At 65.2% G+C, this 25,424-nt stretch carries 10 protein-coding genes; 2 read left to right on the plus strand and 8 right to left on the minus strand.

Annotation, left to right across the window (positions count from 1 at the left end; all coding sequences use genetic code 11):
* The first annotated feature begins 309 nt into the window (after positions 1–309).
* Together AC1DMY_RS05745 and AC1DMY_RS05750 are read left to right on the plus strand one after the other, a co-directional pair.
* The gene (locus tag AC1DMY_RS05745) at positions 310–1,500 is read left to right on the plus strand and encodes a glycosyltransferase (RefSeq protein WP_477164015.1); all 1,191 of its coding nucleotides are present in this window, start codon (positions 310–312) and stop codon (positions 1,498–1,500) included.
* The gene (locus AC1DMY_RS05750) at positions 1,497–3,596 is read left to right on the plus strand and encodes an NAD-dependent epimerase/dehydratase family protein (protein WP_477164016.1); all 2,100 of its coding nucleotides are present in this window, start codon (positions 1,497–1,499) and stop codon (positions 3,594–3,596) included. The genes AC1DMY_RS05745 and AC1DMY_RS05750 overlap by 4 nt, the downstream gene beginning before the upstream one ends.
* A gap of 892 nt (positions 3,597–4,488) precedes the next feature.
* Here the strand turns inward: AC1DMY_RS05750 and AC1DMY_RS05755 are convergent.
* From AC1DMY_RS05755 to AC1DMY_RS05790, 8 genes are read right to left on the minus strand one after another with little or no spacing between them, the layout of a single operon-like run.
* The gene (locus AC1DMY_RS05755; protein WP_477164017.1) at positions 4,489–5,670 is read right to left on the minus strand and encodes a glycosyltransferase family 4 protein; all 1,182 of its coding nucleotides are present in this window, start codon (positions 5,668–5,670) and stop codon (positions 4,489–4,491) included.
* On the minus strand, positions 5,667–6,782 hold the full coding sequence (locus tag AC1DMY_RS05760; RefSeq protein ID WP_477164018.1) for a glycosyltransferase: 1,116 nt from the start codon (positions 6,780–6,782) through the stop codon (positions 5,667–5,669). Before AC1DMY_RS05760 ends, AC1DMY_RS05755 begins: the two co-directional genes overlap by 4 nt.
* On the minus strand, positions 6,779–8,137 hold the full coding sequence (locus AC1DMY_RS05765; protein WP_477164019.1) for a phenylacetate--CoA ligase family protein: 1,359 nt from the start codon (positions 8,135–8,137) through the stop codon (positions 6,779–6,781). Before AC1DMY_RS05765 ends, AC1DMY_RS05760 begins: the two co-directional genes overlap by 4 nt.
* Before the next feature lie 46 nt (positions 8,138–8,183).
* Positions 8,184–9,449 carry an O-antigen ligase family protein gene (locus AC1DMY_RS05770; RefSeq protein ID WP_477164020.1) on the minus strand — a complete coding sequence of 422 codons (1,266 nt, stop codon included), beginning with the start codon at positions 9,447–9,449 and terminating at the stop codon, positions 8,184–8,186.
* Positions 9,437–10,543, minus strand: coding sequence for a polysaccharide deacetylase family protein (locus AC1DMY_RS05775; protein WP_477164021.1), 1,107 nt, complete (start codon positions 10,541–10,543; stop codon positions 9,437–9,439). The genes AC1DMY_RS05770 and AC1DMY_RS05775 overlap by 13 nt, the downstream gene beginning before the upstream one ends.
* Entirely contained in the window at positions 10,537–11,667 is a 1,131-nt protein-coding gene (locus tag AC1DMY_RS05780; RefSeq protein ID WP_477164022.1) for a glycosyltransferase family 2 protein, read from the minus strand. The genes AC1DMY_RS05775 and AC1DMY_RS05780 overlap by 7 nt, the downstream gene beginning before the upstream one ends.
* A 30-nt stretch (positions 11,668–11,697) precedes the next feature.
* Positions 11,698–18,141, minus strand: a complete 6,444-nt coding sequence (locus AC1DMY_RS05785) for an amino acid adenylation domain-containing protein (protein WP_477164023.1) — start codon at positions 18,139–18,141, stop codon at positions 11,698–11,700.
* Positions 18,138–25,397, minus strand: coding sequence for a hybrid non-ribosomal peptide synthetase/type I polyketide synthase (locus AC1DMY_RS05790; protein WP_477164024.1), 7,260 nt, complete (start codon positions 25,395–25,397; stop codon positions 18,138–18,140). The genes AC1DMY_RS05785 and AC1DMY_RS05790 overlap by 4 nt, the downstream gene beginning before the upstream one ends.
* Between the last annotated feature and the right edge of the window lie 27 nt (positions 25,398–25,424).

A 25,424-nucleotide genomic window follows, 5' to 3' on the forward strand; every position in this document is an offset into this window, starting at 1 on the left:
AGCACATAGTCAATGGGGCATGCCACCGACAGGCTATGGCGAACGGCCGATAGCCCGCGCTGCGGCCGCGCGTGGTTGTGCAGAAACGACGGGAAACAAGGCATTTGGCGCCGTTTGCCTTGGCAATTCGACGGATGGGAGGGCCAGGGGCGTTGGGTTAGGCTGCTGCTATCGAATAGTGGACGGAACAGTTTCCGTACCTAACCGGCGGCGCTCATGCTTAGTGCGCCGCTCTTCACTTCTGGTGATCAACCTGGACAGGGGACAGGCCATGGTGGTTGTACGCCCGGCCCTCGCGCGGGAGCTGGCATGCTAGAGCATTACGGCGTGGTCTATTTTGGCAACGACTGGTGGGCGGAAAACCGCACCAGCAGCCATCACGTTGCCACGCGCTTGGCCGCGCATATGCCGGTGCTATACGTGGATTCCCCGGGCATGCGTGCGCCGCAGGCCAGCGGACGCGACCTGCGACGGGCATTTCGAAAATTGCGCGAAGCCTTTCGCGCGCCGCAGCGTGTCGACACCAATTTCTGGCATTGCACGGTTCCGCAGCTGCCGTTTCGCCGGGTTCCCGGTGTGCCTTTGTTCAATCGCCTGTTCAGCCAGTGGGCGCTGCGGCGCGCGATGCGCGTGCTGGGCACCCGGCGTCGCATTTCATGGTTCGTGACGCCGCATCCGGGCTTTCTCGCGCGGCGTCTGGGCGAAAGCTTCTGTGTTTATTACTGCATCGATGACTACGCAGCTCATCCGGGCGTGGATGCCGAGGTCATCGCTGCCAGCGACCTGGCGCTCACTCAGTGCGCGGACATCGTCTTCGTGGCGCCGCCCGCCTTGTTGGCCACCAAGCAGGCGCAGAACCCGCAAACGCGCTACTCGCCACACGGCGTGGACGCCAAGCTGTTTGCCCGCGCGGCCGATCCGGCGACCGAGGTCCCCGCCCTGGCGCGCGACCTGAACGGCCCCGTGGTGGGCTATTTCGGTTCGATCCACGAATGGATCGATGTGGAGCTGATTGCCTGGCTCGCACGGTCGCGCCCCCAATGGACTTTCCTGCTGGTGGGCTACGCCGCCATCAAAGTGCCCGAACTGGAGGCGCTGCCGAACGTGGTGCTGGCCGGCGCGCAGCCCTACGGCAGCCTGCCCGGCTGGGCCAAGGCGTTCGACGCGGCGATTATTCCGTACCGGCGCAATCGCCAAGTGGAAAACGCCAATCCGCTGAAGCTGCGCGAATACCTCGCCACCGGCAAGCCCATCGTGGCGGTGAGCAATCCGGAAATCGCGCGATTCGCGGCCGTCGTGCGCATCGCCGACGGCCATGAGGATTTCCTCGCCGGTCTCGATCAAGTGTTGGCCGATGGACCGCTCAAGGGCGCCGCCGAACGCATGGCGGCGGTAGCTGATCAAACCTGGGATCGCCGTGTGGAAGACGTGCTGCGCGAAGTCGCCACGTCGCTGGCCACGGCGGACATGACACTGGCTGACCGTCGGGTACCTGGATGAATTTTTCTGTCGACAACCGTCTGCGTATCGGCATCGTGGGTGCCGGCTATGTGGCGCGCTATCACATCGAGGCGCTGAAGCGACTCGACTTTGTCGAGATCGTCGGCATCTGCGATCTTGATGTGGAGGCTGCGCGCAAACTCGCGCAGACGTTCGGTATCGAGCGGGTGGTTTCGGATCTTGCCGATCTCGGCGAAGCTCGCCCGCATGCCATCTATGTGCTGACGCCGCCGTCCAGTCATTGCCCGTTGACCCTGCGTGCGCTCGACATGGGTTGCCACGTCTTCGTGGAAAAGCCGATGGCCGATTCGGTGGCCGAGTGCGACGCCATGATCGCCAAGGCGCGTGAGAAGGCCTTGGTGCTATCGGTTGATCATTCGGACTTGTTCGATCCCATGGTGATGCGGGCCAAGGCGCTGGTTGACGCGGGTAGCTGCGGCGACCTGGTGGCGGTGGACGTATGGCGAAGCTCCGACTATCCGCCGTATGGCGGCGGCCCGCTGCCAGGCATGGTGGCGCAGGGCTCCTATCCGTTCCGCGATCTGGGTGTGCATGGCTTGTACACGCTGGAGGCGTTTCTCGGTGAGCTCGCGCAGGTCGATATTCGATATCGCTCGACCGGCAAATCCACCACGCTGAAGTTCGACGAGTGGCAGGCCACGGCAGAGGGCGCGGCCGGCACCGGGCGCATCATGCTCTCGTGGAATATCCGGCCGATGATCAACCGCATCGTGGTGCAGGGCACGCGCGGCGTGATCGAGATCGATCGTTTCCTGCAGGTGTGCCATGTACGTCGCGTGTTGCCGGGACCGAAATTCATCGGCATCGTGATGGGCGCATTCTTCGGTGCTGTGCGCGATGTGTTCCGCATACCGTGGAACGTGCTTCGCTTTGCCACCGGCCGGTTGCGGCCGTCGCCGGGCATCCAGGCTGGCGCCCAGGCGTTTGCGCAGGCTTTGCGTGATGGCAAGGCGCCGCCGGTGAGTGCGGAAGATGGTCGTCGCCCCATTGCCCTGATGGAGGCGGCCTGCCGCCGCGCCGATGAAGAGCGCAGGCAGGAGCTGGAAGCACGGTACGCCGCGCTCGAACCTGTCGATGTCTTGGTGACCGGTGCATCGGGCTTTCTAGGTCGTAGCTTGCTGAGTGCGCTCCGCCGCAATGGCCAGCGCGTGCGTGTGTTGGTACGACGACCCGATCCTCGTCTTGTTTCGCTAGCCGAGCAAATCGTGGTGGGTGACCTAGGTGACCCGCGCATCGTGGAACACGCCGTGCAGGGTGTACGCACGGTCTATCACGTGGGTGCAGCGATGGGCGGTGGCCCACGCGAGTTCGAAGCCGGCACGGTGTGGGGCACGCGCAATATCGTCAACGCCTGCCTGAAGCACGCGACGCAAAGGCTGGTGTATGTGAGCTCGATGAGCGTGCTTGACCATGCAGGGCGCGATCCGGCCGTGGCGATCCATGAGGGATCGACGCTGGAGCCTCACCCCGATTGGCGCGGCAGTTACACGCAGACCAAGCTGACGGCGGAGACGTTGGTTCGCGACGCGATCCGCGATCACGGACTGCCCGCGGTGATCATTCGCCCCGGCCAGATTGTTGGCCCAGGCTCGGAAAACACCACACCCAATGGAACGCTGGGCATCGCCGGTCGCTGGATTGCAGTGGGTTCATCGTCGCAGACGCTGCCGCTTGTTTATGTCGACGACGTCGTGGATGCGCTCTTGCTCGCCGCGCATGTGCCGGCAGCGCAAGGGCGGGTGATTCATGTGGTCGATCCGGCGATCGTGACGCAGGGCGAATATCTCGATGGTGTGCGCAGCAAGCGCGGCAAGGGATTGCGACTGATGCGCTGGCCGACAGGCTTGTTGCTCATGCTGGCCGTGGGCGTGGAAGGGCTGGGCAAGCTGCTGCATCGGAATGTTCCGCTGACCCGCTACCGGGTGAGGTCGTTGCGACCGTTGGCGAATTTCGATCAGCGCGTGGCGCGTGACGTGTTGGGGTGGGAGCCGCGGGTTGGCTTGCGGCGAGGGATGGATTTGATGTTCGGGGATGTGGCGGTGGGGGATGTGTTGGCGCCGGCTTCGGACAAGTAGGGGTGGGGGCGGGCGGTGCATTCAATACTCGCTCGTCATCCCGGCGCACCCCAAAAGGGGGCGAGGGACGGAGGCGCTTTTCAACAGCCGAATGGCTGGTCATCCAGTGACTTTGCGTCTTTGTTGTCGCGTTCCCGCCAGCGTGCCGCCTACGCGGCAGGCGTTTCGAACGGCTGCCGCCGATCGAGTCACTTTTCTCTTGCTGGCCCACGCATGCGCAGGAGCGCATGCGAACGGCGAAGCCGGCCCGAAAGGCGGAGGGCAGGATGCCCGGAGTAAGAGAAAAGTAACCCAAAGAGAATGGCCTCAAGAGCTGGCAGCATTACGTTGGGATAAGCCCGAACGCTTGAGGTGTGTCGTGGCTTGGCAACCTCCGCCGCTACACAGCGGATAGTTCCAATCGCTTCGCAACGCGCCATGGCGCTGAGGACTTAAAGCGGAGCCTCGCTGCGCATCGGCCTTAGCCTGTCAGCCATCGCGTGCCGGCTTGTCTGTGGGAGCGCACCCTGTGCGCGACTGCCACGCCGAGGTGTGCCGCTCCGTAGGCTTGTCGCGCACAGGGTGCGCTCCCACAAAAAAAGCCGATCGCGCCGCATGGCCCTGCCACACCCTTGTAGGAGCGCACTTGTGCGCGACCGCAGCGCGTGGGTGTACCGCTCCATAGGCTGGTCGCGCACAAGTGCGCTCCTACAAAAAAATACACCCGGTAACACCGGCCGTTGCGCGGCTCTCGATGTGGCTTTGGCCCTCGGGGCGCCCTTTCTTTTTGTTACTTTTCTCAGGGCAAGCAAAGAAAAGTGACCCGGTCTCCGGCAGGAGGACGGAAGCCCGCGGAAGGCGAGCGAGACTGCGACGGCTGGGCGTACGCGCAAAAACCAATCAAACAGGCCGCTCACGACGCCGAATACTTCACCTCTCCCGCTCGACTCATCGCCGCCGCCTCAAGAATGCCGCTCAACTGTTGAACGTTCTCGTCCCAACGAAACCGGTTCGCATGCGCAGCAATGCGCTGCGTATCCCACGCCTTGCCAAGCGCATCCACCAGCGCACCTTCCAATCCAATCCGATCACGCACATCCACCAGCATGCCAGCATGCTCCGGCAACACTTCGGGAATGCCTCCCACGCGGGTGGCGACCACAGGTGTGCCGCAGGCCATGGCCTCAAGTACCACGTTGGGCACACCTTCGTTGTGGCTGGGTAGACACAGCAGGTCAGCAGCGCGGAACCAGTCGCCGAGTGCGTCGTGCGCGATGGCGCCGACGAGGCGTACGCGCTCCTGGCAACCCAGCGCGGCAGCGCGCTGCAGTAGTGGCTCGCGGCTCGGGCCGGAGCCGATGAAGACCAGGTTGGCGTCTGGATGCGTGGCCAGTACGCGCGGAAAGGCTTCGAGGAGGTCGAGGCAGCCCTTGCTGTCCTTGAGATTGCCCACGTAGAGCAGGATGCGTTCGTCCTGCGGCAGCGACAGCTTGCTGCGCGCCTCACTGAGTGAGCCCGGCGTAAACAGGTTGGGCTCGACACCGTTGTACAGCACGTGCACGCGCGAGGGATCCACACCGAGCGCGACCGCTTTGTCCGCCAGCGCCTGGCTCACCGCCACCACCGCCTGCGCACCGCGCAAAGCTTGCCGGATCTGCGGGCGGATCAGGCCCTGCTCGGCTTTCACGTTGAGATCCGTGCCGTGCACCTTGACCACATAGGGAATGGCCAGATGTCGCGCCATCCAACTCGCTGCCGCGGCATCAGGGTAGGCCCAGCTCAGCAGCATGCAGTCGTAGTGGACGCGACGCAGACGCCGCCATTTCTGGGCCAGCAGGGAAGCCAGCCAGCAGGCGGCATGCAGCGAGCGGCCGATCACCGGCGGATAGAAGAACACGAACTGCTCGCTGTTGACATGGTTCACGCGGAACGGTTGGCGCTTGCGGCCGAAACGTTCGCGAAAGTCCACCGCCGTGATCACGTCCACCTCGTGGACCTCGCCCAGCCGCTCGAGCTGCTGGCGGTTGAACGGACTGCGCAGTGGGTCCCAGGGCGAGGGAAACAGATTGGTCAGTACGAGTACCTTCAGGCTCACGCCGCGCACTCCACGGCCTGATACAGGCGCTCGTAGCGGTCGGCCATGGCTTCCAGCGAACCATGTTGCTCGACCCAGCTGCGTGCGGCACGCCCGTAAGCCGAGGCGCGATGCGGTTCGCGCAACAGCAGCAGGATGGCCTCGGCCAGTGCGTCGGCATCGCCCGGCGGGACCAGCTGGCCGGTGCGGCCGCTCTGGATGATCTCACCATTCCCGCCGACGTCAGTGGCGACGATGGGCAGCGCTACCGCGCAGGCTTCCAGCAGCGCCATGGAATAGCCTTCGCTGGCCGAGGACAGCACGAACAAGTCCAGCCCCTGCAACAAGTCGCGCACATCGTTGCGGTCGCCGAGAAAATGCACCGCCCCGCGCACACCTTCCCCCGCGGCACAGACTTCGAGCTGGGCACGCAGTTCGCCGTCACCGATCAGCAGCAGCGCGGCCTGCGGATGCTGCTCATGCACCTGCCTGAAGGCGCGTATCAGCCCGGTCTGGTCTTTGGTCCAGTTCAGGCGACCCACGTTGCCGATCAGGAAGGTCTGCTCGTCCAGGCCCAGCAGGTGCAATACGTGCTGGCGCATGGTCCGGGATGCGGGGACGAAGCGATCGACCGCAATGCCATTGGGCACGACGCGCGTCATCGCCTTGGGCAACATGCCGCGCGAAACGCCGTTGCGTCGCGCGGCTTCGCAGACGGTCACGACAAGGTCGGTGCGAGTCAACGCCCGCCGATAAAGCCATTCTTTTCGGCCAGTACGCTGGCCTGCGCCCATGCCATGCCGCGTATTGAGTATGCGCAGCACGTCGAGGCCGCAGGAGGCGAGCACGGCCTGGTAGTGCGCCACCGCGTTGTGGGTGTGCAGCACGTCGGTCTCGTGGCGATCGATCGCCCAGCGTGCGCGGGCCAGCGCACGCAGGTCGATGCCGCGCCCCTTGTTGCAGGCCACCACGGGTATGCCGGCCGCATCGAGCTCGTGGGCCAGCGAGCCGGATTCATACAGGCATACCACCTGGCACTGATGGCCTTGCTGCTGCTGCAGTTGCACCAGGTCGAGCACCATGCGCTCGAGGCCGCCGCGATTGAGGTTTTCAACCACGTGCGTGATATTCATGCCAGTTCCGAAAGCGTCACGCGGCGCTTGCCGCTGCGCGTCAGTGGAATCTCATCGACGAAGCGATAGTCCAGCACCACGCTGTCGCCTAGCACCTTGGCGGTTTCGCGCTTGATGTAGGCGAGTGAGTCGTCGTTGAACTCACCGCTACGCACAATGGAGAGCTCCAGCCGGTCGAGCTGCCGTTGCACCAACTGGAAGCGCGACAAGCCCGGCACATCCTTGAGCATATGCGGAAAGAATTCGCCGGGAAGGATGCGTCCGTCCGGCGTGCGTATGGCATCAAGCACGCGTCCATCGACGCGCTCCAGAAGGGGCAGCCCGCGACCGCAGGGGCAACTTGCCGCACTCGACGCCGTAGCAAGATCGCCGTTGACGTAGCGAATGAACGGCATGCCGTCGTTGGACAGATCGGTGATGGCCACTTCGCCGGGGCCGTGCGCGGCCGGCTGGCCGTCGCCATCAAGCAGCTCCACCACCAGGTGATCGGCATTCACGTGCAGACCGTGGTGATGGGCGCATTCGGAGGCGATCAGCATGAATTCGCGGCAACCGTAGGTGTTGTAGACCGGGCTGCCAAAGGCCTGCCGTATCGTCTCGCGCTGATGCGGATGCAGCGCTTCGGCGGCACCGATCACGGCGTCGGGGCGGTGCACCTTGCACCCCGTCTCGACGATCCACTGCGCCAGCTGGGCCAACGGATTGACATAGCCCACCAGGATGGAGGGCCGATACTGGTCGATGGCATCGGCGTAGGAGGCGAGATTGGATTCCGTCATCTCGAAGCTGTTGAGTACACGTCGCGCAAACACCGCGTTGTAGATGTTGTCCTTGAGCTGGTGCGCACGCCCGGGCGTACCCACCGTGCCAGCCCACAAATACATAGTGCGACGTCCCGGCCGCGAACCGGCCCAGCCGTAGCCGCGCCACATCACGGCGATGCGCCGATCGTAGCTCTCGCGCGTATAGCCCAGTTCCAGCGGTTCGCCGGTGGAGCCGCCGGTGCGCTTGAACAGCAGGCGGCCAGTCCAGGAAGACGCCTGCAGGTCTTTGAAGTTTTCGCGGATATCGGCCTTGGTCAGCACCGGCAGCCGCGCATAGTCCTGCAGATTGCGGATGTCATCCGGTTCGATGCCAAGTTCGCGCCAGCGCTGCCGGTAGTAGGGCACCTCGCGGTAGCAGTGTTCGAGGAGCGTCTTCAGGCGGCGGAACTGCAACTCGGCAATGGCCTCGGGCGAGTACCACTGGTCGCGCTCGTAAGACGCCAGCCAGGACAGCGTGCTGCGGCGACGAAGGCCGCTCTCATACGCAGGATAGAGCACGCGGCGGAAAGCCTGCTCGTACCAACCACTCATGGCGAATACTCCATCGAACCGTTCTTCGACATCGATCGTGTTGTAGTCATCCCGTCGTCCTCAGCAGGATGCTCACCAGCACGAACAGTCCTGCGATGCTGCCGACCGCGGCAGGAATCCAGCGCACGCCGCTTTCGCTCATGCTGAAGGCGGGCAGGCCTTCGACGCGCTGGCGCGCGCCCAGATAGAAGCCGGTGACGATGGCCAGCACCACGTACAGCACGATCATGTAGCTGCGGCTGAGGAAGAACGCGCATACAAACATGCCGCACAATGACAGCAGCAGGGTCAGCGCCATCGGCCGTTCGGCGCTCCACGCAGCGTATCGCTCGGGTTCGGCGGCAGCGTCCGGCTTCAGGCGCAATACGGCCGCCATCATCCAGAAGCTGTAGCCGATCAGCGCCAGCCACAGCAGGTAGCCCACGAAACCGGTCTCCGCCAGCACCAGCACGAAGGAGTTGTGTGCGGTGAGATGGTTGTAGTCGGTGAAATTGCCCGGGCCCACGCCGAAGATCGGGTGCTCCTTGAACATCTGCAGGCCTTCGTACCAGGCGTCTACGCGGCCATTGGCCGATTCCTCGCCGGCATCGAGTTCCTGCATGCGCGAGGACAGCATCTTCATTGCCGCCAGGCCGATCGCGCCAAGGATGCCGGCAACCACGAGCCCACGGCGGTACCAGATGTAGGCACCGACCACCACCAGCACGCCGAGCATGGCGCCACGGGAATTGGTCAGATAGACGCCGTACAACAGCGTGAGAATGCAGGCCAGCCAGAACAGCTTGCCGATGAAGCCCGCGCGCTTGCACAGCAGGGCGGCCATGGGGAAGACAGAAACGAACAACATGCCCAGGTCATTGGGATCGTTGAAAATACCCACGTATTGGACACGCCCATCCTCGCCGATAGGAATGCCGGTCCAACCGACGCCGCTGTGCGCCTGGCCGACGCTGTGCAGCGCGAGCACGGTCGAGCACAACACCATCACCGCCATCAGGATCAGGATGCGTCGCTGGGTCGTGCATGCCGCCGCAATCATGAAAAAGGTGAGCACGATGGGGCCGAACTTGCCCATCTCTTCCTTCACACCGCCGAGCCAGCCGTTGGCGACCTCCGACACCATCAGCACCAGGAAGAAGGCCAGCAAGATCCCATACTGCGGTGCACGCGCCGTGCGCAGACCGGACGCCAGCCACGCGGCAAACGCCAACACCAACACCACCGGCAGCACCGGCAAGCCGATCAACGCGGGGATGTATTCCTGCGGTCGGACGATGGTGAGTACGACGTAGAAGAGGATCAGTGGGAACATGATTCGTCGGTCGTGGCCAGATGAGCGGGTGTCGGGTAGCCGATGAGACCAGGCAAAGTGAGCAATGCGGCGAACCACGCCTTGCCGTAGTAGCGCTCCACTGCGATGCGATAGAGCGAATAGCGGTTGGCTGCCGGCTGCAGGTTGGTGCCGCTGATATAGCTGCAGGCCAGATCAAACCCCGCATCGCGGGTCACTTCGATCACCTGCTGATCGAAGGCGCGGTTGCTGCCCACCGGGTATGACATCAAAAGCGACATCGGTCCCAGTTCGCGCAGCAACGCATTGCGCGAGTCGAATACTTCACGTTCCAGCTCCGCGCGTGGCAGCTTGGACAGCATCCAGTGGTTGACGCCATGCGAGCCGATTTCCAGGCCCGCCGCGCGCATTTCACGCAGCTGGTCCCAATTCATCGGACGACAGTCGGCGGGGTAGGCATGATCGGACGGCATCTGCCACTCGCGTTCGAGGCGACGGATCATGGCGGCCTGTTCGATCGCGCTGATCTCCTTCATGTGGTCGAGCACGTTGCCGGCAAGCTCGCGGCGTTCGGCGCGCGTCGCCGGCATCGGTACGTCCATGCCCAGTTCCGGCAACGTCAGCCGATCCGTCTTGGCCAGCAAGATCATATGGACCAGCCAGTCGTAGGCATACGGCCGCCCGCTGTCGATATGGCCGGTCGAAATGAAGAAGGTCGCGGGGACGCCCAGTTCCTTCAGGATCGGATAGACAATGCGATAGTTGTCGTCGTAGCCGTCGTCGAAGGTGATCACCACGGCATCGGGCGGCAACGCGTCGCCGGCATGGATGGCGGCGGCGACGTCGGTGAGGCGCATCGGCCGATAGCGCTCCTTGACCAGCAGCATCTGCTCGCGGAATTCCTCCGGCGTGGTGCTGATCAGCTCCATGTCGAATTCGTACTGGTCCGGATCGGGTACCGGCATCACCCGGTGGTAGGCCAGGATGCGCAGATCCTTTTGCCACAACGCGCGCATCTTCTGCAGCGGGCTGAGCAGGCCGGTGTTGTAGCAAAGCTCACCGAGACGCTCGCGGATGCCGACGGTTCGCGCTTCGTTCGACGTCGGGCTCACCATAGATGTTCCCCTCGGCTTCGGGCGTAGGCGATGGAAGCCTGCGCGGCGTACAGATTGAGATAGAAAAAGGCGACCACCAGTTGCACGGGCAGCCAGCGTCCGGCATGCGGACGGGCCCGCTCAATCGGCACCAGGCCCATACACAACAGCAGAACCACCAAAAGAGCGCCATACGCCATGTGGTGACGTGCGAGATAGGCCGTCGACAGCAACAGCGAGAGGAGCAGCCAGGGTGCCAGCAGGCGCAGCAACTTGTGGCTCACGAACTGGAACCACAGGGGATTTCGAGCGGGAGAAAGCAGCCACGGCGCCACATCGGCCAGCTGGAAGCAGCCGACCATGGCGCGCATACGGCGCGGCTGTTCGTCCAGTGGCAGTTGCGCGGTCTCACCCCAGACCACGGCGCGCGGTTCGAACACCACCCGGCGGCCGGAGGCGGCGACATCCATCGGTATCAGCACGTCGTCCAGCAGCGTGTCCGGCGGCAGTGGCTTGAACAGCTCGCTACGCACGGCATAGAGCGCAGCGCATACGCCGATGGACGAGCCGCAACGGCTTTCCGCGTGGCGGATGAACTTCTCGTAGTTCCAGTAGGCGCTGACGCCTCGCGCAAATGTGCTGGTGACGTTTTCCAGCTCGAGACTTCCGCTGACCGCGCCCACCCGGGGGTCGCCGAGATTGCTCACCAGTTCGCGCAGGGCCAGCGGCGACAGCTTGTGCAGCACGTCGGTCATCAGCAGCACTTCGCCACGCGCGGTGGACACGGCATCGTTGAGACACAGTGCCTTGCCGCGGGAGACGGGGAATTCCAGCACTCGCACGCGGGCATCGTGGGCATGGCGCACGAGCGCGGCGGTGCGGTCCTTGCACCCGTCGCAGGCCACGATGATCTCGATGTATTCCGGCGGATAGTCGAGCGCGCGCAGATTCTTCAGTTTGGCCCGGATATGTCGCACGCCATCGCGCACCACGATGACGATGGATACGGTGGGCAGGATGGTTTGCTTGCGCACCGGGCGATGCACCAGCTTGCCCCACAGCCACATGATCAGCGGGTAGCCGGCGAAGATGTAGAGCAGCAGCCAGAAACTGGCTGTACAAATGAAGATTGCGATCGTCGTCACCTCGGTTCCCCTGTCACCGATATGCTGCTGTCACCGCCGTCCGAACAATTGCCGCAGGCGTCCGCCCAGCGACGCTGCCTTGCCCGGTTCCGTGAGATCGCCTTCAGGCAACGCAGCCGCCAGAGTGGCAAGCGGACTGGTGGCCACGTCGAGTAGATTGAGTTTCACGCCGGTTTCCTTGCGTACCTGCGTGACCATGTCGATGGCCAGCAGCGAGTGGCCGCCGATATCGAAGAAGTTGTCGCTGGCACGCACGTCGTCAGCGCCGACCAGCCGGCACCAAAGCTCGCCGAGGTAGCGTTCGCGCGGATCGTCGCTGGCGCTGACGCCCGGCTCGGCGTCAACGGGCGTGGAGCTGTGCAGCAACGGCGGCGGCAGCGCCTTGCGGTCGGTTTTGCCATTGGGTGTGCGTGGCAGGGCAGCGAGGCGCACCAGGTGCTGCGGCTGCATATAGCTGGGCAGGCGCGACGCCAGTTGCGCCCGCAACTTGGGCCACAGCTGCTCCTCGTCCTCGTTGCACACGGCATACAGCACCAGCCGCTCATCGTTCGGCGCGATCTCGCGCACCACCACCACGCAATCGAGCACGCCGGGTTCGGTGCGCGCCACGGCTTCGATTTCGCCGGGCTCGATGCGATAGCCGCGCAGTTTCACCTGGAAGTCGATGCGGCCCAGATGCTCCAGCGTGCCACTGGCGAGCCAGCGTGCGCGGTCACCCGTGCGGTAGAAGCGAGCGCCAGGTGAGAACGGATCGGCCGGGAAGCGTTCGGCGGTCAGCTCATCGCGATGCAGGTAACCCAGCGCGACACCATTGCCACCGATGCACAGCTCGCCGGGAACGCCGATCGGGCAATGCTGGCCGTGCTCGTCCAGGATGTGGACGGTGGTGTTGGCGATCGGCGTGCCGATGGCGATGCCGCGCTCGGGGTGTTCAACGCGCCAGCAGGTGGACCACACCGTGGTTTCGGTGGGGCCGTACATGTTCCACAGCTCACAACCGCGCACGAGCAAGGACTCGGCAAGATCGGCCGAGAGCGGCTCGCCCCCGCAGAGCGCATGGAAGCCGTGCGGCGGTTGCCAGGGGGTCTGCAGCAGCAGGCGCCAGGTCACCGGGGTGGCTTGCATCATGGTGGCGGCGTAGGTGCGCAGCAATTGTTCCAGTGCGTCGCCGTCAGTGGCTTCCTCGCGCGTGGCGAGCAGGATTTCGCCACCCACGCTCAGTGGACCAAACAGCTCCAGCACGGCGATGTCGAACGATAGCGTGGTCACGGCAAGCAGTCGGTCGTCCGCGCACAGACCCGGGCGTTGCGTCATGCCCGCCAGGAAATTCACCACCGCGCGATGCGGAATCGCCACGCCCTTGGGGCGGCCGGTGGAGCCGGAGGTGTAGATCACATAGGCGGTCGAGCGGTCATCAAGTGCCTGGTCGACAGGGAGGCGCGTCGTCGGCAGCGCATCGAGCTCCTCGGCTGCCTCGTCAAGCAACAGGCGGGAGGTGCCTTCGCTATCGATGCGGCTGGTCATGGCCGATTCGGTCACCAACACGGTGAGGTCGGCATCCTGCGCCATATACGAAAGGCGATCGGCCGGGAACTCCGGATCCAGCGGCACGTAGCCTGCGCCGGTCTTGAGCACGGCAAGGACGGTGGCGAGCATATCGATGCCGCGGGTAAGCGACACGCCGACCAGCGCGCCGTGGCGTGCGCCACGCTCGCGCAGCGCGTGCGCGATGCGGTTGGCGCGATGGTCCAGCTGGCGGTAGCTGAGTAGGACGCCGTCGCAACGGATGGCGTTGCGCTCCGGGGCGAGATCGCACTGCTGTTCGAACAGGGTATGCAACGCGACATCGGGAACGTCAAGCTGGGTCTGGTTCCATTCGTCCAGCAAGGCGCTTTCATGCGGCGGCAGCAGATCGAGCCTTGCCACCGTGCGCGCCGGATCGGCCAGGGCCGAAGCCAGCAGCGTCTCGTAGCAGTCGCGGAAGCGTGCGGCGGTCCGAGCGTCGAAGATATCGCTGTTGTACGTGATGCCGCCGAGCAGGCCGTGTTCCTGCTCGAGAAACCACAGGCCGATGTCGTCGGCGGCGCCGCGCTGGAACACCGGCAGGTGCTCGTGCGCCAACCCGCCCCAAGACACGATGCGGCGGCGTGCATCCTGGAAGGAGAACATCGCCTGCGAAATCGGCGGACGGCTTTCGTCGCGCGCCAGGCCCAGCGAAAACACCAACTGCTCGAACGGCACGTCCGGATGCGCAAACGCATCCAGCACCACCTGGCGCACTTGGCGGAGCACATCGCGGAACGGCGCCTCGGGGTCCACCTTCACGCGCAGCGGCAGGGCGTTGACGAACAGGCCCATGATGCCTTCCGTCTCCACGCGATCGCGACCGCGCACCGGCGTGCCGACGATGAGGTCGCGCTGTCCGCCCAGGCGATGGAGCAGCACATAGTAGGTGGCCAGCAGCACCATGAAGGGCGTGGCTTCCTCGCGTTGTGCCAGCGCATGCACGGCGGCCACGCGTTCGGCAGGTATGCGTACCCATTCGGTGGCACCGGCGCCGGACATGCGCGCAGGGCGCGGGCGATCGGTGGGCAGCTCCAGTGGCTCCAGTGCGCCATCCAGTGTCTTCAACCAGTGCGCGAGTTGTTGCTGCACGTTGTCGCTGCGCATCCAGTCGCGATGCCAGGCGGCGAAATCGCTGTAGTCAACGGCCAGCGGTGGCAAGCCGGCGCTTTCACCGGCACAACGGGACACATAGGCGCGCGACAGGTCCTCGTACAGCAGATCGAACGACCAGCCGTCCCACACGATATGGTGGGCCATGAAATAGAACACGTGGTCGTGTTCGTCGATGCGGAACAAGCGCGCGCGATACAGCGGCGGCTGGGTGAGATCGAAGGGTATGGCGATGTCCTGATCCAGCACTTGGCGGATCGCATCCAGACGCGCGTCGGCCGGCAGGTGGGAGAGATCCTCCAGCGGAAGCTCCGGCAGCAGGTCGGCGTGAATGCGCTGGATGCCGCCGTTCTCGCCCGCCTCGATGGAGGTACGCAGCGCCGGCTGACGCTGCACCACGTCGCGCAGCGCCTGGCGGAACGCATCCACGTTCATCGGGCCGCGCAGGCGATGGGCCGATGGCGTGTTGTAGACGACCCGTCCGGGGTGCAGCTGTTCGAGATACCACAGGCGCTGCTGCATGGACGACAGTGGCGCCACCTGGCGATCGGCAAGGCGCGGAATATCCACGGCCGCGGTGTCGCTGGCGGGCACGCGATGGCTATCGATGGTTTCGGCCAGGCCCTCGATGGTCGGTGCGTCGAACAAGGTGCGGAACGACAGCGCGATGCCAAACTCGCGATTGAGTTTTGCGGTGAGTTGAGCAGCGAGCAGCGAGTGACCGCCCAGGGCAAAGAAGTTGTCGCGCAGGTCCAGCTCGGGCAGCGCGAGCACCGCTTCCATGGCGGTGGCGACGCGTCGCTCGGTCTCGGTTTGCGGCGCGCGACGGTCCCGGCGCGCTTCGGCGACCGGCTGCATGGGTGCGGGCAGGGACTTGCGGTCGATCTTGCCATTGGGCAGCAGCGGTATCGCGCTCATGGCCACGAAGTGCTGCGGGATCATGTAGTCGGGCAGGCGCTGGGGCAGCGGAGGGCAGAGGTCCACGGTCTCCAGATCTGCACCTTCCGCGGGCACCACATAGGCCACCAGGCGCACATCGCCGGGGCGATCCTCGCGCGCCATCACCACGGCGCGTGCGACTTCAGGCAGATCCGTAAGCGCGGTTTCGATTTCGCCCAGTTCGATGCGGTAGCCACGGATCTTCACCTGGAAGTCGAGGCGCCCCAGATGTTCCAGCTCGCCCTTGGCCAGCCAGCGGCCGCGGTCACCGGTGCGGTACATGTTTGCCTGTGCGTCGCCACTGAAGGGATCGGGCAGGAAGCGTTCGCCGTTGAGTTCGGGGCGATTGAGATAACCCAAGGTGACGCCGTCTCCGCCGATATAGATTTCGCCGGGCATGCCCAGCGGGCAGGGCGCGCCCAGTTCGTCGAGCACGTGCACCGTGGTGTTGGCGATCGGACGGCCGATGGTGATCCCCGCACGCGGATGCTGTGCGCGCCACAGGGTGGACCACACCGTGGTTTCGGTGGGGCCGTAGGCGTTCCACAATTCGCTGCAACGTGCCAGCAGTGCTTCGGCCAGATCCAGCGGCAGCGGTTCGCCGCCGGCGACCGCCTTGAAACCGGCGCGACCTTCCCAGCCCGATTCCAGCAGCACCCGCCAGCCGGCGGGCGTGGCCTGCATCATGGTCGCGCCGCTGCGCTCCACCAACTGTCGCAACGCCGTACCGTCGCGCACATCGTCGTGTCCGGCCAACACCACCGCTGCGCCCACGCTGAGCGGGAGCATCAGTTCCAGGAAGGCGATATCGAAAGACAGCGTAGTGACGGCAACCAACCGGTCGTTCTCATGGATGCCCGGCTCACGCTGCATGCTGCTGATGAAATTGGCCGTGGCGCGATGAGGCACGCGCACGCCCTTGGGTTTGCCCGTGGAGCCGGAGGTGTAGATCACGTAAGCGACGGATTCGCTCGTGGCCGAGCGCTCGTCGCGCGCAAGACGTTCGGCGCTGGCGGCATCGATAAGGGCGGCGTCACGCTGCAGCGACAGTACGTTCGCCGCAGGGAAGTCGAAGATGGCGGAGGCTTCGTCGTCCACGATCAAGGCAGCCAACGCGGCATCCTGCGCCATGAAGGCGAGGCGCTCCGCCGGGAAGCCCGGGTCCAGCGGCACATAGCCCGCGCCCGACTTCAGCACACCGAGCAGGCCGGCGATCATGTCATTGCTGCGCGCCACGGACAGGCCGACCAGCTGACCCTGGCCCACGCCGCGCTGGCGCAGCACGCGCGCGATGCGGTTGGCGCGAGCGTCCAGCTGCGCATAACTCAGTGATGCATCGCCCGAGATGGCGGTGCGTGCCGGGGCGCGATCCACCTGCTTCTCGAAGTATTCGTGCGCAAGCTGCTCGGCGGGATAGGCCGAGCGCATCGGCTGCAACGCCATCAGCGCCGCTTGTGCCGAAGGCGATACCAGCCCCAGCGCATGGCCGGCGGCCTCGGGCGTGCCGACGGCCTGACGCAGTAGCGTGGCATAAGCATCCAGCCACGACTGGATCGTGGCCGGTTCGAACAGGTCACGGTTGTACTGGCATTCCAGGCGTATGCCGGCGGGCAGCTGCACGGCATTGACGAACAGCTCGAAGTTCTCGAACACGCGAGGATTGCCGGCAAATTCGAACGACAGGCCCGGGAAGCTCACGGTGCGCTCGTCCAGCGCCTGATCCAGGTTGAACAGCACACTGGCCAACGGCAGCCGGCCCGGATCGCGCGGCAGCGCCAGTCGTGCGAGCAGACTGCCCAGCGTGTATTGCTGATGGTCGAACGCGTCGAGCAGGTCGCCGCGTACCTGCTTGAGGCTTTCGGCGAACGGCGCGGAGGTATCCATCATCACGCGCAAGGGCAGCACGTTCACGCAATGGCCCACCAGCTGGTGCTGGCCGCCCGCCGCCTGACCGGCGGAGGGAATGCCGATCACCACGTCGTCCTGCCCACTGAGCCGTTGCAGCAACAGGCCAAACGCGGCGAGCAGCGTGGCGTACAGACTGGCGCCGCGCTGTGCGCCCATGCGCTTGACGTCGGCGATCAGCGAGGCGTCCAGCAGCAGGTCTTCGCGCAGCGAATGGAAGCTTCGCTGGCGCGGACGCGGATGGTCGGTCGGCAAATCCAGCGAGGGCGTCGCATTGGCGAAGCGCGCGATCCAGTAAGCCTCGGCGGCTTTACCTTCCGTGCTCTGCGCGTGCTCGGCTTCGGCCAGCGCGTAGTCGGTGAACGGATCGGCGGGTCCGAGCTCCTGGCCCATGCCTACCTGCTGGGCATACAGCGCCGCCAGGTCGCGCACGATCACGCCGAACGACCAGCCATCGCAAACGATGTGGTGCGCAGTGAACACCAGCAGGTGTTCCTGCGACGACAGCTCCAACAGCTCGGCGCGCACCAGCGGGCCGCCGTCGAGGTCGAACGGCTCGCTTACCACGCGGATCAGCGTGGCATCGATTTCGGCCTGTTGTTCGTCCGGTCCCAGCCACGACAGTTCGCGCAGCGGGCAGGGCAGATCCTGTTGCGCAGCGATGCACAGCTCGCTGCCGTCGTTGGCAAAGGTGGCGCGCAATGCTTCATGGCGCTCCACCAGCTGCTGCAACGCCGTCTGCAACGCCTCGACGTTGAGATCGCCATGCAGGCGCAGGGACACCGACTCGTTATAGGCCAGCGACGCTTCCGGTTCGAGCGTGGAAGCGAGCCATACCTCACGCTGAGGTGCTGTCGCCGGCGCTACCCGCGCCAGCGTGGCGCCGGCAAACGGGTCGTAGTCAACCGCGACTGCGTCGGCATCAGGCAGTTGGGCAGGCTCGTTCGGGTTCATGCATTGACCCTCATGAACTTGCCCGGCACGTCGGGATTGGGCACGAACCACGCGGGATTACCGTCCTGATCCTTGCCCAGCCGCGCGCCGACCACCGGTGGGCGATTGGCATCGATGGCGAGCGCTTCCACCCGCTTGTTGCGCGGCAGGAATTCCGCTTCCTGCATTTCCAGCACGGATTCCTTGTACGCCTTGGCGATGGCCTGGAAGTCCTGTTCGGTGTGCGCGGTAGTGAAGAAGCAGGGGAAATTGTCCAGCATGTGGATGCCGCGGCTGCGGATCATGGCGAACAGCAGGTCCTGCAGCGGATGGTCTTCGGTGAAGTTGGTCTTCCACACCGAGGCGAAGTGCACCAGCTGCAGCGGCGCACCGACGCTGGCGCAGAACGCATTGAGCTCGTCCATCAGCAGGCTGGTGCGCGCGTTGAGGCGCTCCTGCAACGCGGCGCCGTTCTGCTTGAGATGGTTGAGCACGGCATGCGCGGCAGCCAGTGCCAGCGGATGGCGCACGAAGGTGCCGGCAAAATAGGTGACTCCCACGGTGGGAATGGAGGCATCGCCGTACTGCCAGCCGCCGCCGTCGAGTGCATCCATGTAGCGACGCTTGCCGGCGATCACGCCGATCGGGAAGCCGCCGCCAACGACCTTGCCGTAGGAGGCCAGGTCCGCATCGATGCCCAGCACGTGCTGCGCGCCGCGCGGGTGCGAGCGGAAGCCGGTGACCACTTCGTCGAAGATCAGCAGCGCACCCGTATCGGCGGTGATCGCGCGCAGCTCCTTGAGGAAGTCGCGCGGCTGGAAGTCCGGACGACGGCTCTGCACCGGTTCCACCAGTACCGCAGCGATGCTGGAGGCGCGCTCGCGGATGATCTGCAGCGTTTCCGGCGTGCCGTATTCCAGCACCAGCACGTTTTCGGAGGTATTGCGCAGGATGCCCGGTGCGGCCGGCACGGAGCGCAGCTTCTTGCTGCCGCGCACGATCACTTCGTCGAAGATGCCGTGATACGAACCGGTGAAGATCACCAGCGTGTCGCGGCCGGTCACAGTGCGGGCGATGCGGATGGTGCCCATCACGGCTTCCGAGCCGGTATTGCACAGTGCAGCGCGATCAAAGCCGGTCAGCTCGCATACCTGCTCGGCTACTTCGCCGGCCAGCGGATGCTGCGGGCCGATCTCGTAGCCGGCATCCAGCTGGCGACGCACCGCGTCGAGCACGAAATCCGGCTGCCAGCCGAACAGGTTCATGCCGAAGCCGTTCAGGGCGTCGATGTATTCGTTGCCGTCCAGATCCCACACCTTGGAACCCTTCGAGCGGTTCACCACGATCTGGTAGATCATTTCCTTGAGCAACGGACGGAAACCGTTCACCACGCGCGGATCGGCCAGGTGATCGCGGTGACGCTGCGTGTATTCCTTCGAGGCGCGCGTGCGATCGATATAGCGGCGCATGAAGGCTTCGAGGCGGGCGCGCTGGCGGTCGCTCAGGTCCGTCTGGTTGGAGTGGATGCGTGCAATCGCGCCGAAGGCCTTCTTCACGTCGTAGGTGGTGTGGGCGAGCGCGGCCTCCTCGTCCTGCGTCTGCGGCTGCGTCGGCCCTGCCTGCGCTGTCACTGGTGCGGCGGTTGCGGGCGCGCTCTGCACTGGCGCTGCGGCGACAGCCTGCACCGGTGTCACAGCCGCGGGCGCTGCGGCGATGGTCGCGCCGGCGAGCAGCGCCAGTTGCTGCTGCATGATCTGCATCTGTTGCTGGATCAGGTCCTGCACGATGTTGCCGGTGGCGGCCATCTGCATGACCGGCGCGACGATGGCGGCGGGAGCCACGGTCGCGCCGGCTGCAGCGGGAAGGGCGGGTGTGGCCGGAGCGGAGACATCCGGCGGAAGCATCTGGTCGATATGCATGGCGAGGCGCTCGAATGAGGAAAACGACTCCATCAATTCGCGGAAGGTGATCTTCAACGCGAAGGTCTTCTGCAGCTGCAGCGCGACCTGGGTCAGCGAGAGCGAATCCAGGCCCAGTTCAACAAATCCCGCACTGGGATCGACGCCTTCCAGCTCGGTGCCGGAGACATCCTCGAACAGCTCGGTGAGCTGGCCGAGCAGGCGCGTGTGACGGGCCGAGCCGGCATTGGCGCCGGAAACGTTGACATCCATGGTGAGCTCCACAACGGGTGCAGGCGTAGGGGCAAACAACGAAACGACGTTGTCGGGAATAGCAGGTGGGGCGACGGCAGCCGCGGCTGCGGCCTCGACCCAATAGCGTTTGCGTTCGAACGGATAGGTGGGCAGCAGCACGCGGCGACGGTTCGCGCGGCGATCCAGCGAACACACTGCCACCGGCAGGCCGGCGCACCACAGCTCGCCCATGGCAGACACCCAGGCGGCGCGCTCCATCGATTCGCCGTCAGCGAGACTGGACACCACTTGATGCTTGCGGCTCTGCGCGTGCTGGCGTGCCAGCGTGCTCAGCGCGTTGCGCGGGCCTACCTCGATGAAGGCACGCGGCTGGTCGCCCAGCTGACTCAACAGGGCCGGCGAGAAACGCACTGTGCCGCGCAGATGGCTGGTCCAATAGTTTGGCGACGTTGCCTCGGCGGCGCTGAGCGGCTCGCCGGTCAAGGTCGAAATGATGGCAATGGACGGTGCGGCCAACGCGATGCGCTCCACTTCGGCGCGGAACGGTTCGAGCACCGGGTCCATCATGGCGGAGTGGAACGCATGCGAGGTCTGCAGCAAGCGGCAGGCCACGCCTTCGGCTTCCAGCTGCAGGCGGAGGGATTCGATAGGCGCGGCATCACCGCTGACGACGCTGGCATGGGGACTGTTTTCCGCTGCCAGTTGCAGCGCATCAGGCAGTCGGGTGCGCAATGCATCGGCACCCAGGCGGACCGACAGCATGGCGCCCGGCGGCATGGCCTGCATCAGGCGACCGCGGCGGGCGATCAGGCGCGCGCCGTCGGCCAGGCTCATCACCCCGGCAATCACCGCGGCAACGAATTCGCCCACGCTGTGGCCGATCATCGCGGCCGGTACGATGTCCATCGACAGCCAGAGCTTGGCCAGCGCGTATTCGATGGCGAAGGTGGCCGGCTGGGTCAACGAGGTTTCGCGCAAGGCAGCCGCATCGCCGTCGAACAGGCGTTCGCGCAGGTCGAAGCCGAGTTCGCCGCGCAGCGCTTCGGCGCAATCGTCGATGGCGGCGCGGAAGCTGGGTTCGCTCTCATACAGCGCCTTGCCCATGCCGGCGTATTGCGAGCCCTGGCCCGGGAACAGGAAGACGACTTCGGGCGAGGGCTTGGCCGATTCACGCACGTTGCTGGCGGACAGTTCGCGCAGGCGTGTGGTGGCTTCTTCGGCGTTGCCGGCGACCACGCAAGCGCGATGAGCAAACGCCTTGCGACCGTGCAGCAAGGTGCTGCTGACGTCGCCGAGGTTGATGTCTAGGTTCGCTGCCAGATGTTCGGCAAGTTTGGTGGCAGCGGTGGTGACAGCAGCTGGCGTACGACCGGAAAGGAACAACAGCTGCGGACCCTCGGCAGCATCGGACGGCGTCATCGCCGGCGCCTGTTCCAGGATCACATGGGCATTGGTCCCACCCACGCCAAACGAACTGACGCCCGCGCGCAGCGGCTGATCGCTGGTCGGCCATGCACGCAGCGTGTCATTCACGACAAACGGCGAGCCGGCAAAGTCGATCTTCGGATTAGTCGCCTGCACATGCAGCGACGGCGGCAGTACGCGATCGCGCAGCGACAGCGCGGTCTTGATCACACCGGTAGCGCCGGCGGCGATCACGGTGTGGCCGATATTGCTCTTGACCGAGCCGATGGCGCAGTAGCCGCAGTCGTCCGTGTGCTGGCGATAGGCCGTGGTGAGGCCTTCGATCTCGATGGGGTCGCCGAGTGGTGTCGCGGTGCCGTGCGCTTCGACATAGGAAATGCTGCGCGCATCGACGTCGGCATCGGCCAACGCCATGGCGATCACGGCCGCCTGGCCTTCGCTGCTCGGCGCGGTGAAACTGGCCTTGCCGCCGCCATCGTTGTTGATGCCCACGCCGCGGATCAGCGCGAGCACCTGGTCGCCGTCGCGTTGCGCATCCGACCAGCGCTTGAGCAGCACCACGGCCGCGCCGTCGCTGAACACCGTGCCTTGAGCATCGGCATCGAAGGTGCGCGTATGGCCATCAGGCGACAGCATCGAGCCTTCCTGGGCGATATACCCGCTGCGAGGCGGACAGGTGACCGATACGCCGCCGGCGATCGCCATCTCGCATTGCCCGGCACGCAGGGCTGCCACCGCCTGGCAAATCGCGACCAGCGAAGTGGAGCAGGCGGTGCTCACGTTGACTGCCGGGCCGGTGAGGTTGAGCTTGTGCGCGACGCGGGTGGCGAAGAAATCCTTCTCGTTGCCCAGCGACACCAGGAACGCACCCAGCTTTTCGATCAGGTCCGGGCGATGCGTCAGGTGATGCTGGAAATAAGTCGCGTGGTACATGCCGCCAAACACGCCCACCGGCGCATCGTGGCGATCCGGCGTATAGCCGCCGCGCTCCAGGCACTCCCAGCACAGCTCGAGGAAGATGCGCTGTTGCGGGTCCATCAATTCCGCTTCGCGCGGCGAGAGGCCGAAGAACGCGGCATCAAAGTCCTCGACGCCATCGATGATGCCGCGTGCCGCCACGTAAGCGGGATCGTTGCGCAGCGTGGCGGGAATGGATGCGTCCAATTCCTCGCGCGTGAAGTGCGTGATCGATTCGCGTCCCGCGCATAGATTGGCCCAGAACGTTTCCAGATCGGCCGCGCCGGGAAAGCGACCCGCTGCCGCGATGATGGCAATCGGTTCGCCGGCATCGCCCTGGCGGCCGCGTGACAGGCGCGAGGCGAGCGCCGACTTGCCCGCGCGCCCATCGATCAACGACGCCAACGCGGCGGGCGTGGGTTCGGCGAAGAAAGCTGGAATCGTCGGCGTAGTGGAGACGGTGGCGTGCACACGCTCCATCAAGCGCACGGCGAGCAACGAATTGCCGCCCAGGTCGAAGAAATGATCCAGCCGGCCGATCTGGTCGATCTCCAGCACTTCGGAGAACAGCGCGCAAAGCTGCTGCTCTCGTTCACCCACCGGCGGCGCGTAACGATCCGCCAGCTCCGGACGACCGCGACCGGGCGCGGGCAGGGCGCGGCGATCAAGCTTGCCATTGGTAGTGACCGGCAGGCTGTCCATTCGCACATAGGCCACCGGAACCATGTAGTCGGGCAACGTCTGCGCAAGCTGCGCACGCAACGCGCGGGCGGTCACGGCAGCATCTTCGGCCACGAAGTACGCGACCAGCCGCTTCTGGCCAGGCTGGTCTTCGCGTGCGAGCACGGCGCTTGCGCGCACGCCGGGCAGGTCTTGCAGCGCGGCTTCGATCTCGCCGATTTCGATGCGGTAGCCGCGAATCTTCACCTGGCCGTCGATGCGACCGATGAAATCGATCACGCCTTCCGGCAGCCAGCGCACGAGGTCGCCAGTGCGATAGAGGTGATGGTCGCCACCCGCGAACGGGTCGGCAACGAAGCGCGCCGCGGTCAGTTCTTCGCGAGCCATATAACCGCGCGCGACACCTTCACCACCGATGTACAGCTCACCGATCACACCCGGCGGCACCGGTTCGCCGCGTGCATTGACCACGTACAAAGTGGTGTCAGCGATGGGGCGGCCGATGGGAATGGCGCGCAACGAAGCATCCAGCGGGTTGGGAAGGTGGAACGTGGTGGCAAACGTGGTGCATTCGGTAGGGCCGTAGCCGTTGATCAAGGTGGTGCCCGGCAATAGCGACTGCGCCTTGCGCATATGGGCGACCGAGAGCGCTTCGCCACCAGTGAGCAACTGCTCCAGGCCGCGCAGATGGCTGCCATCCTCATCGATGATGGCGTTGAACAGTGCCGCGGTCAGCCAGGCGATGCGCGCCTCGTGATGGCGGATGATGGCGGCCAGGCCCGTAGCGCTGGGCACGCGCTCGCCGTGCACGATGCAGGTGCCGGCATTGAGCAGCGCGCCCCAGATCTCGAAGGTGGCGGCATCGAAGCCCAGTGGCGCCGCATGCAGCACGCGCGGGCTTTCACCAAAATCCACGTAGCGGACATCGCGTACCAGACGAATGATCGAACGGTGACGGATCTCCACGCCCTTGGGCGTGCCGGTCGAGCCGGAGGTGTACATCACATAGGCGAGCGCGTTGCCGTCGATCGCCGGCAACGACACTTCGTCGCCTGATTGCATCAATGTCGCGATATCCAGCACGGGCGCGGCGACGCCATCGGGCACGCTGATGCCATCGGCGACGATGACGGCCGCCGCTTGCGCATCCTGCAGCACAAACGCGAGACGGTCCGCGGGATTGGTGCGATCGAGCGGCAAATAGGCAGCGCCGGCCTTGAGGATGCCCAGGATCGCAACGATGGCGTTGGGCGAGCGGTCCAGCAGCAGACCGACCACGGATCCCGGTGTGACACCCGCATGGACGAGAGCAGCGGCGACGCGATGGCTGGATGCGTCCAGTTCGGCATAGCTCATCGCGCCCAGCAGGCCATCGAGCGCGATCGATTTCGGATGGGCGATGGCGACGCCGGCAAACAAGCCGTGCACTGTGTCCTCGATCCGACGCGGCATCGCTGTGTCGTTCCAGCCGCCAAGCACTCGTTCGAATGTTTCCTGGTCCAGCGCGCGAATGGATTCGAGCGCGTCCTGGTGGGCGAGCGCATGCAGCACCTGCGACAGTGCGTGCGCCAATGTGAGCAGCATCGACTCATCGAAGATGGCTGTGTCGTAGTCCAGTTCGATATGGTCGCTGCTGGCCGAGAGACTCCAGCGCAACGGCAGCGAGACCTGTGGGTGGGCGTCATCGCTCCAGGCGCCGATGGCGCTGGCTGCGCCGCCTTCGGCTGCGGCGGGCGTGGCGTGGGTCAACAGCCACGCATCCACCGTCCCCTCGCTGGGCACCTTGTGGAAGATATTGCCTTGCGCGGTGCCCAATACGATTTCGGCTTGCCCGGTGAAGCGCGACTCCAGCAAGGCCAGCGCGGCGCGGCGCAAAAGTGCGGGCGAAATGCCCAGGCGCGCAGCTCGTGCATCGAGACTGTGCATCACTTCGGCATCGACCGCCATGCTCAGCCGCTGCAGCGAACCCGTGACCGGCGCCGGCGTCTGGCGTACCAGGACGTCGAGCAGCGACAGTTCGCTGCCGGCCGATGACGTTGCTGCAATGTTGTGCTGCTTCATGGGCGTTCACCTGCGCGCGCTGTTGCG

Source organism: Dyella sp. 01L423 (assembly GCF_056399945.1).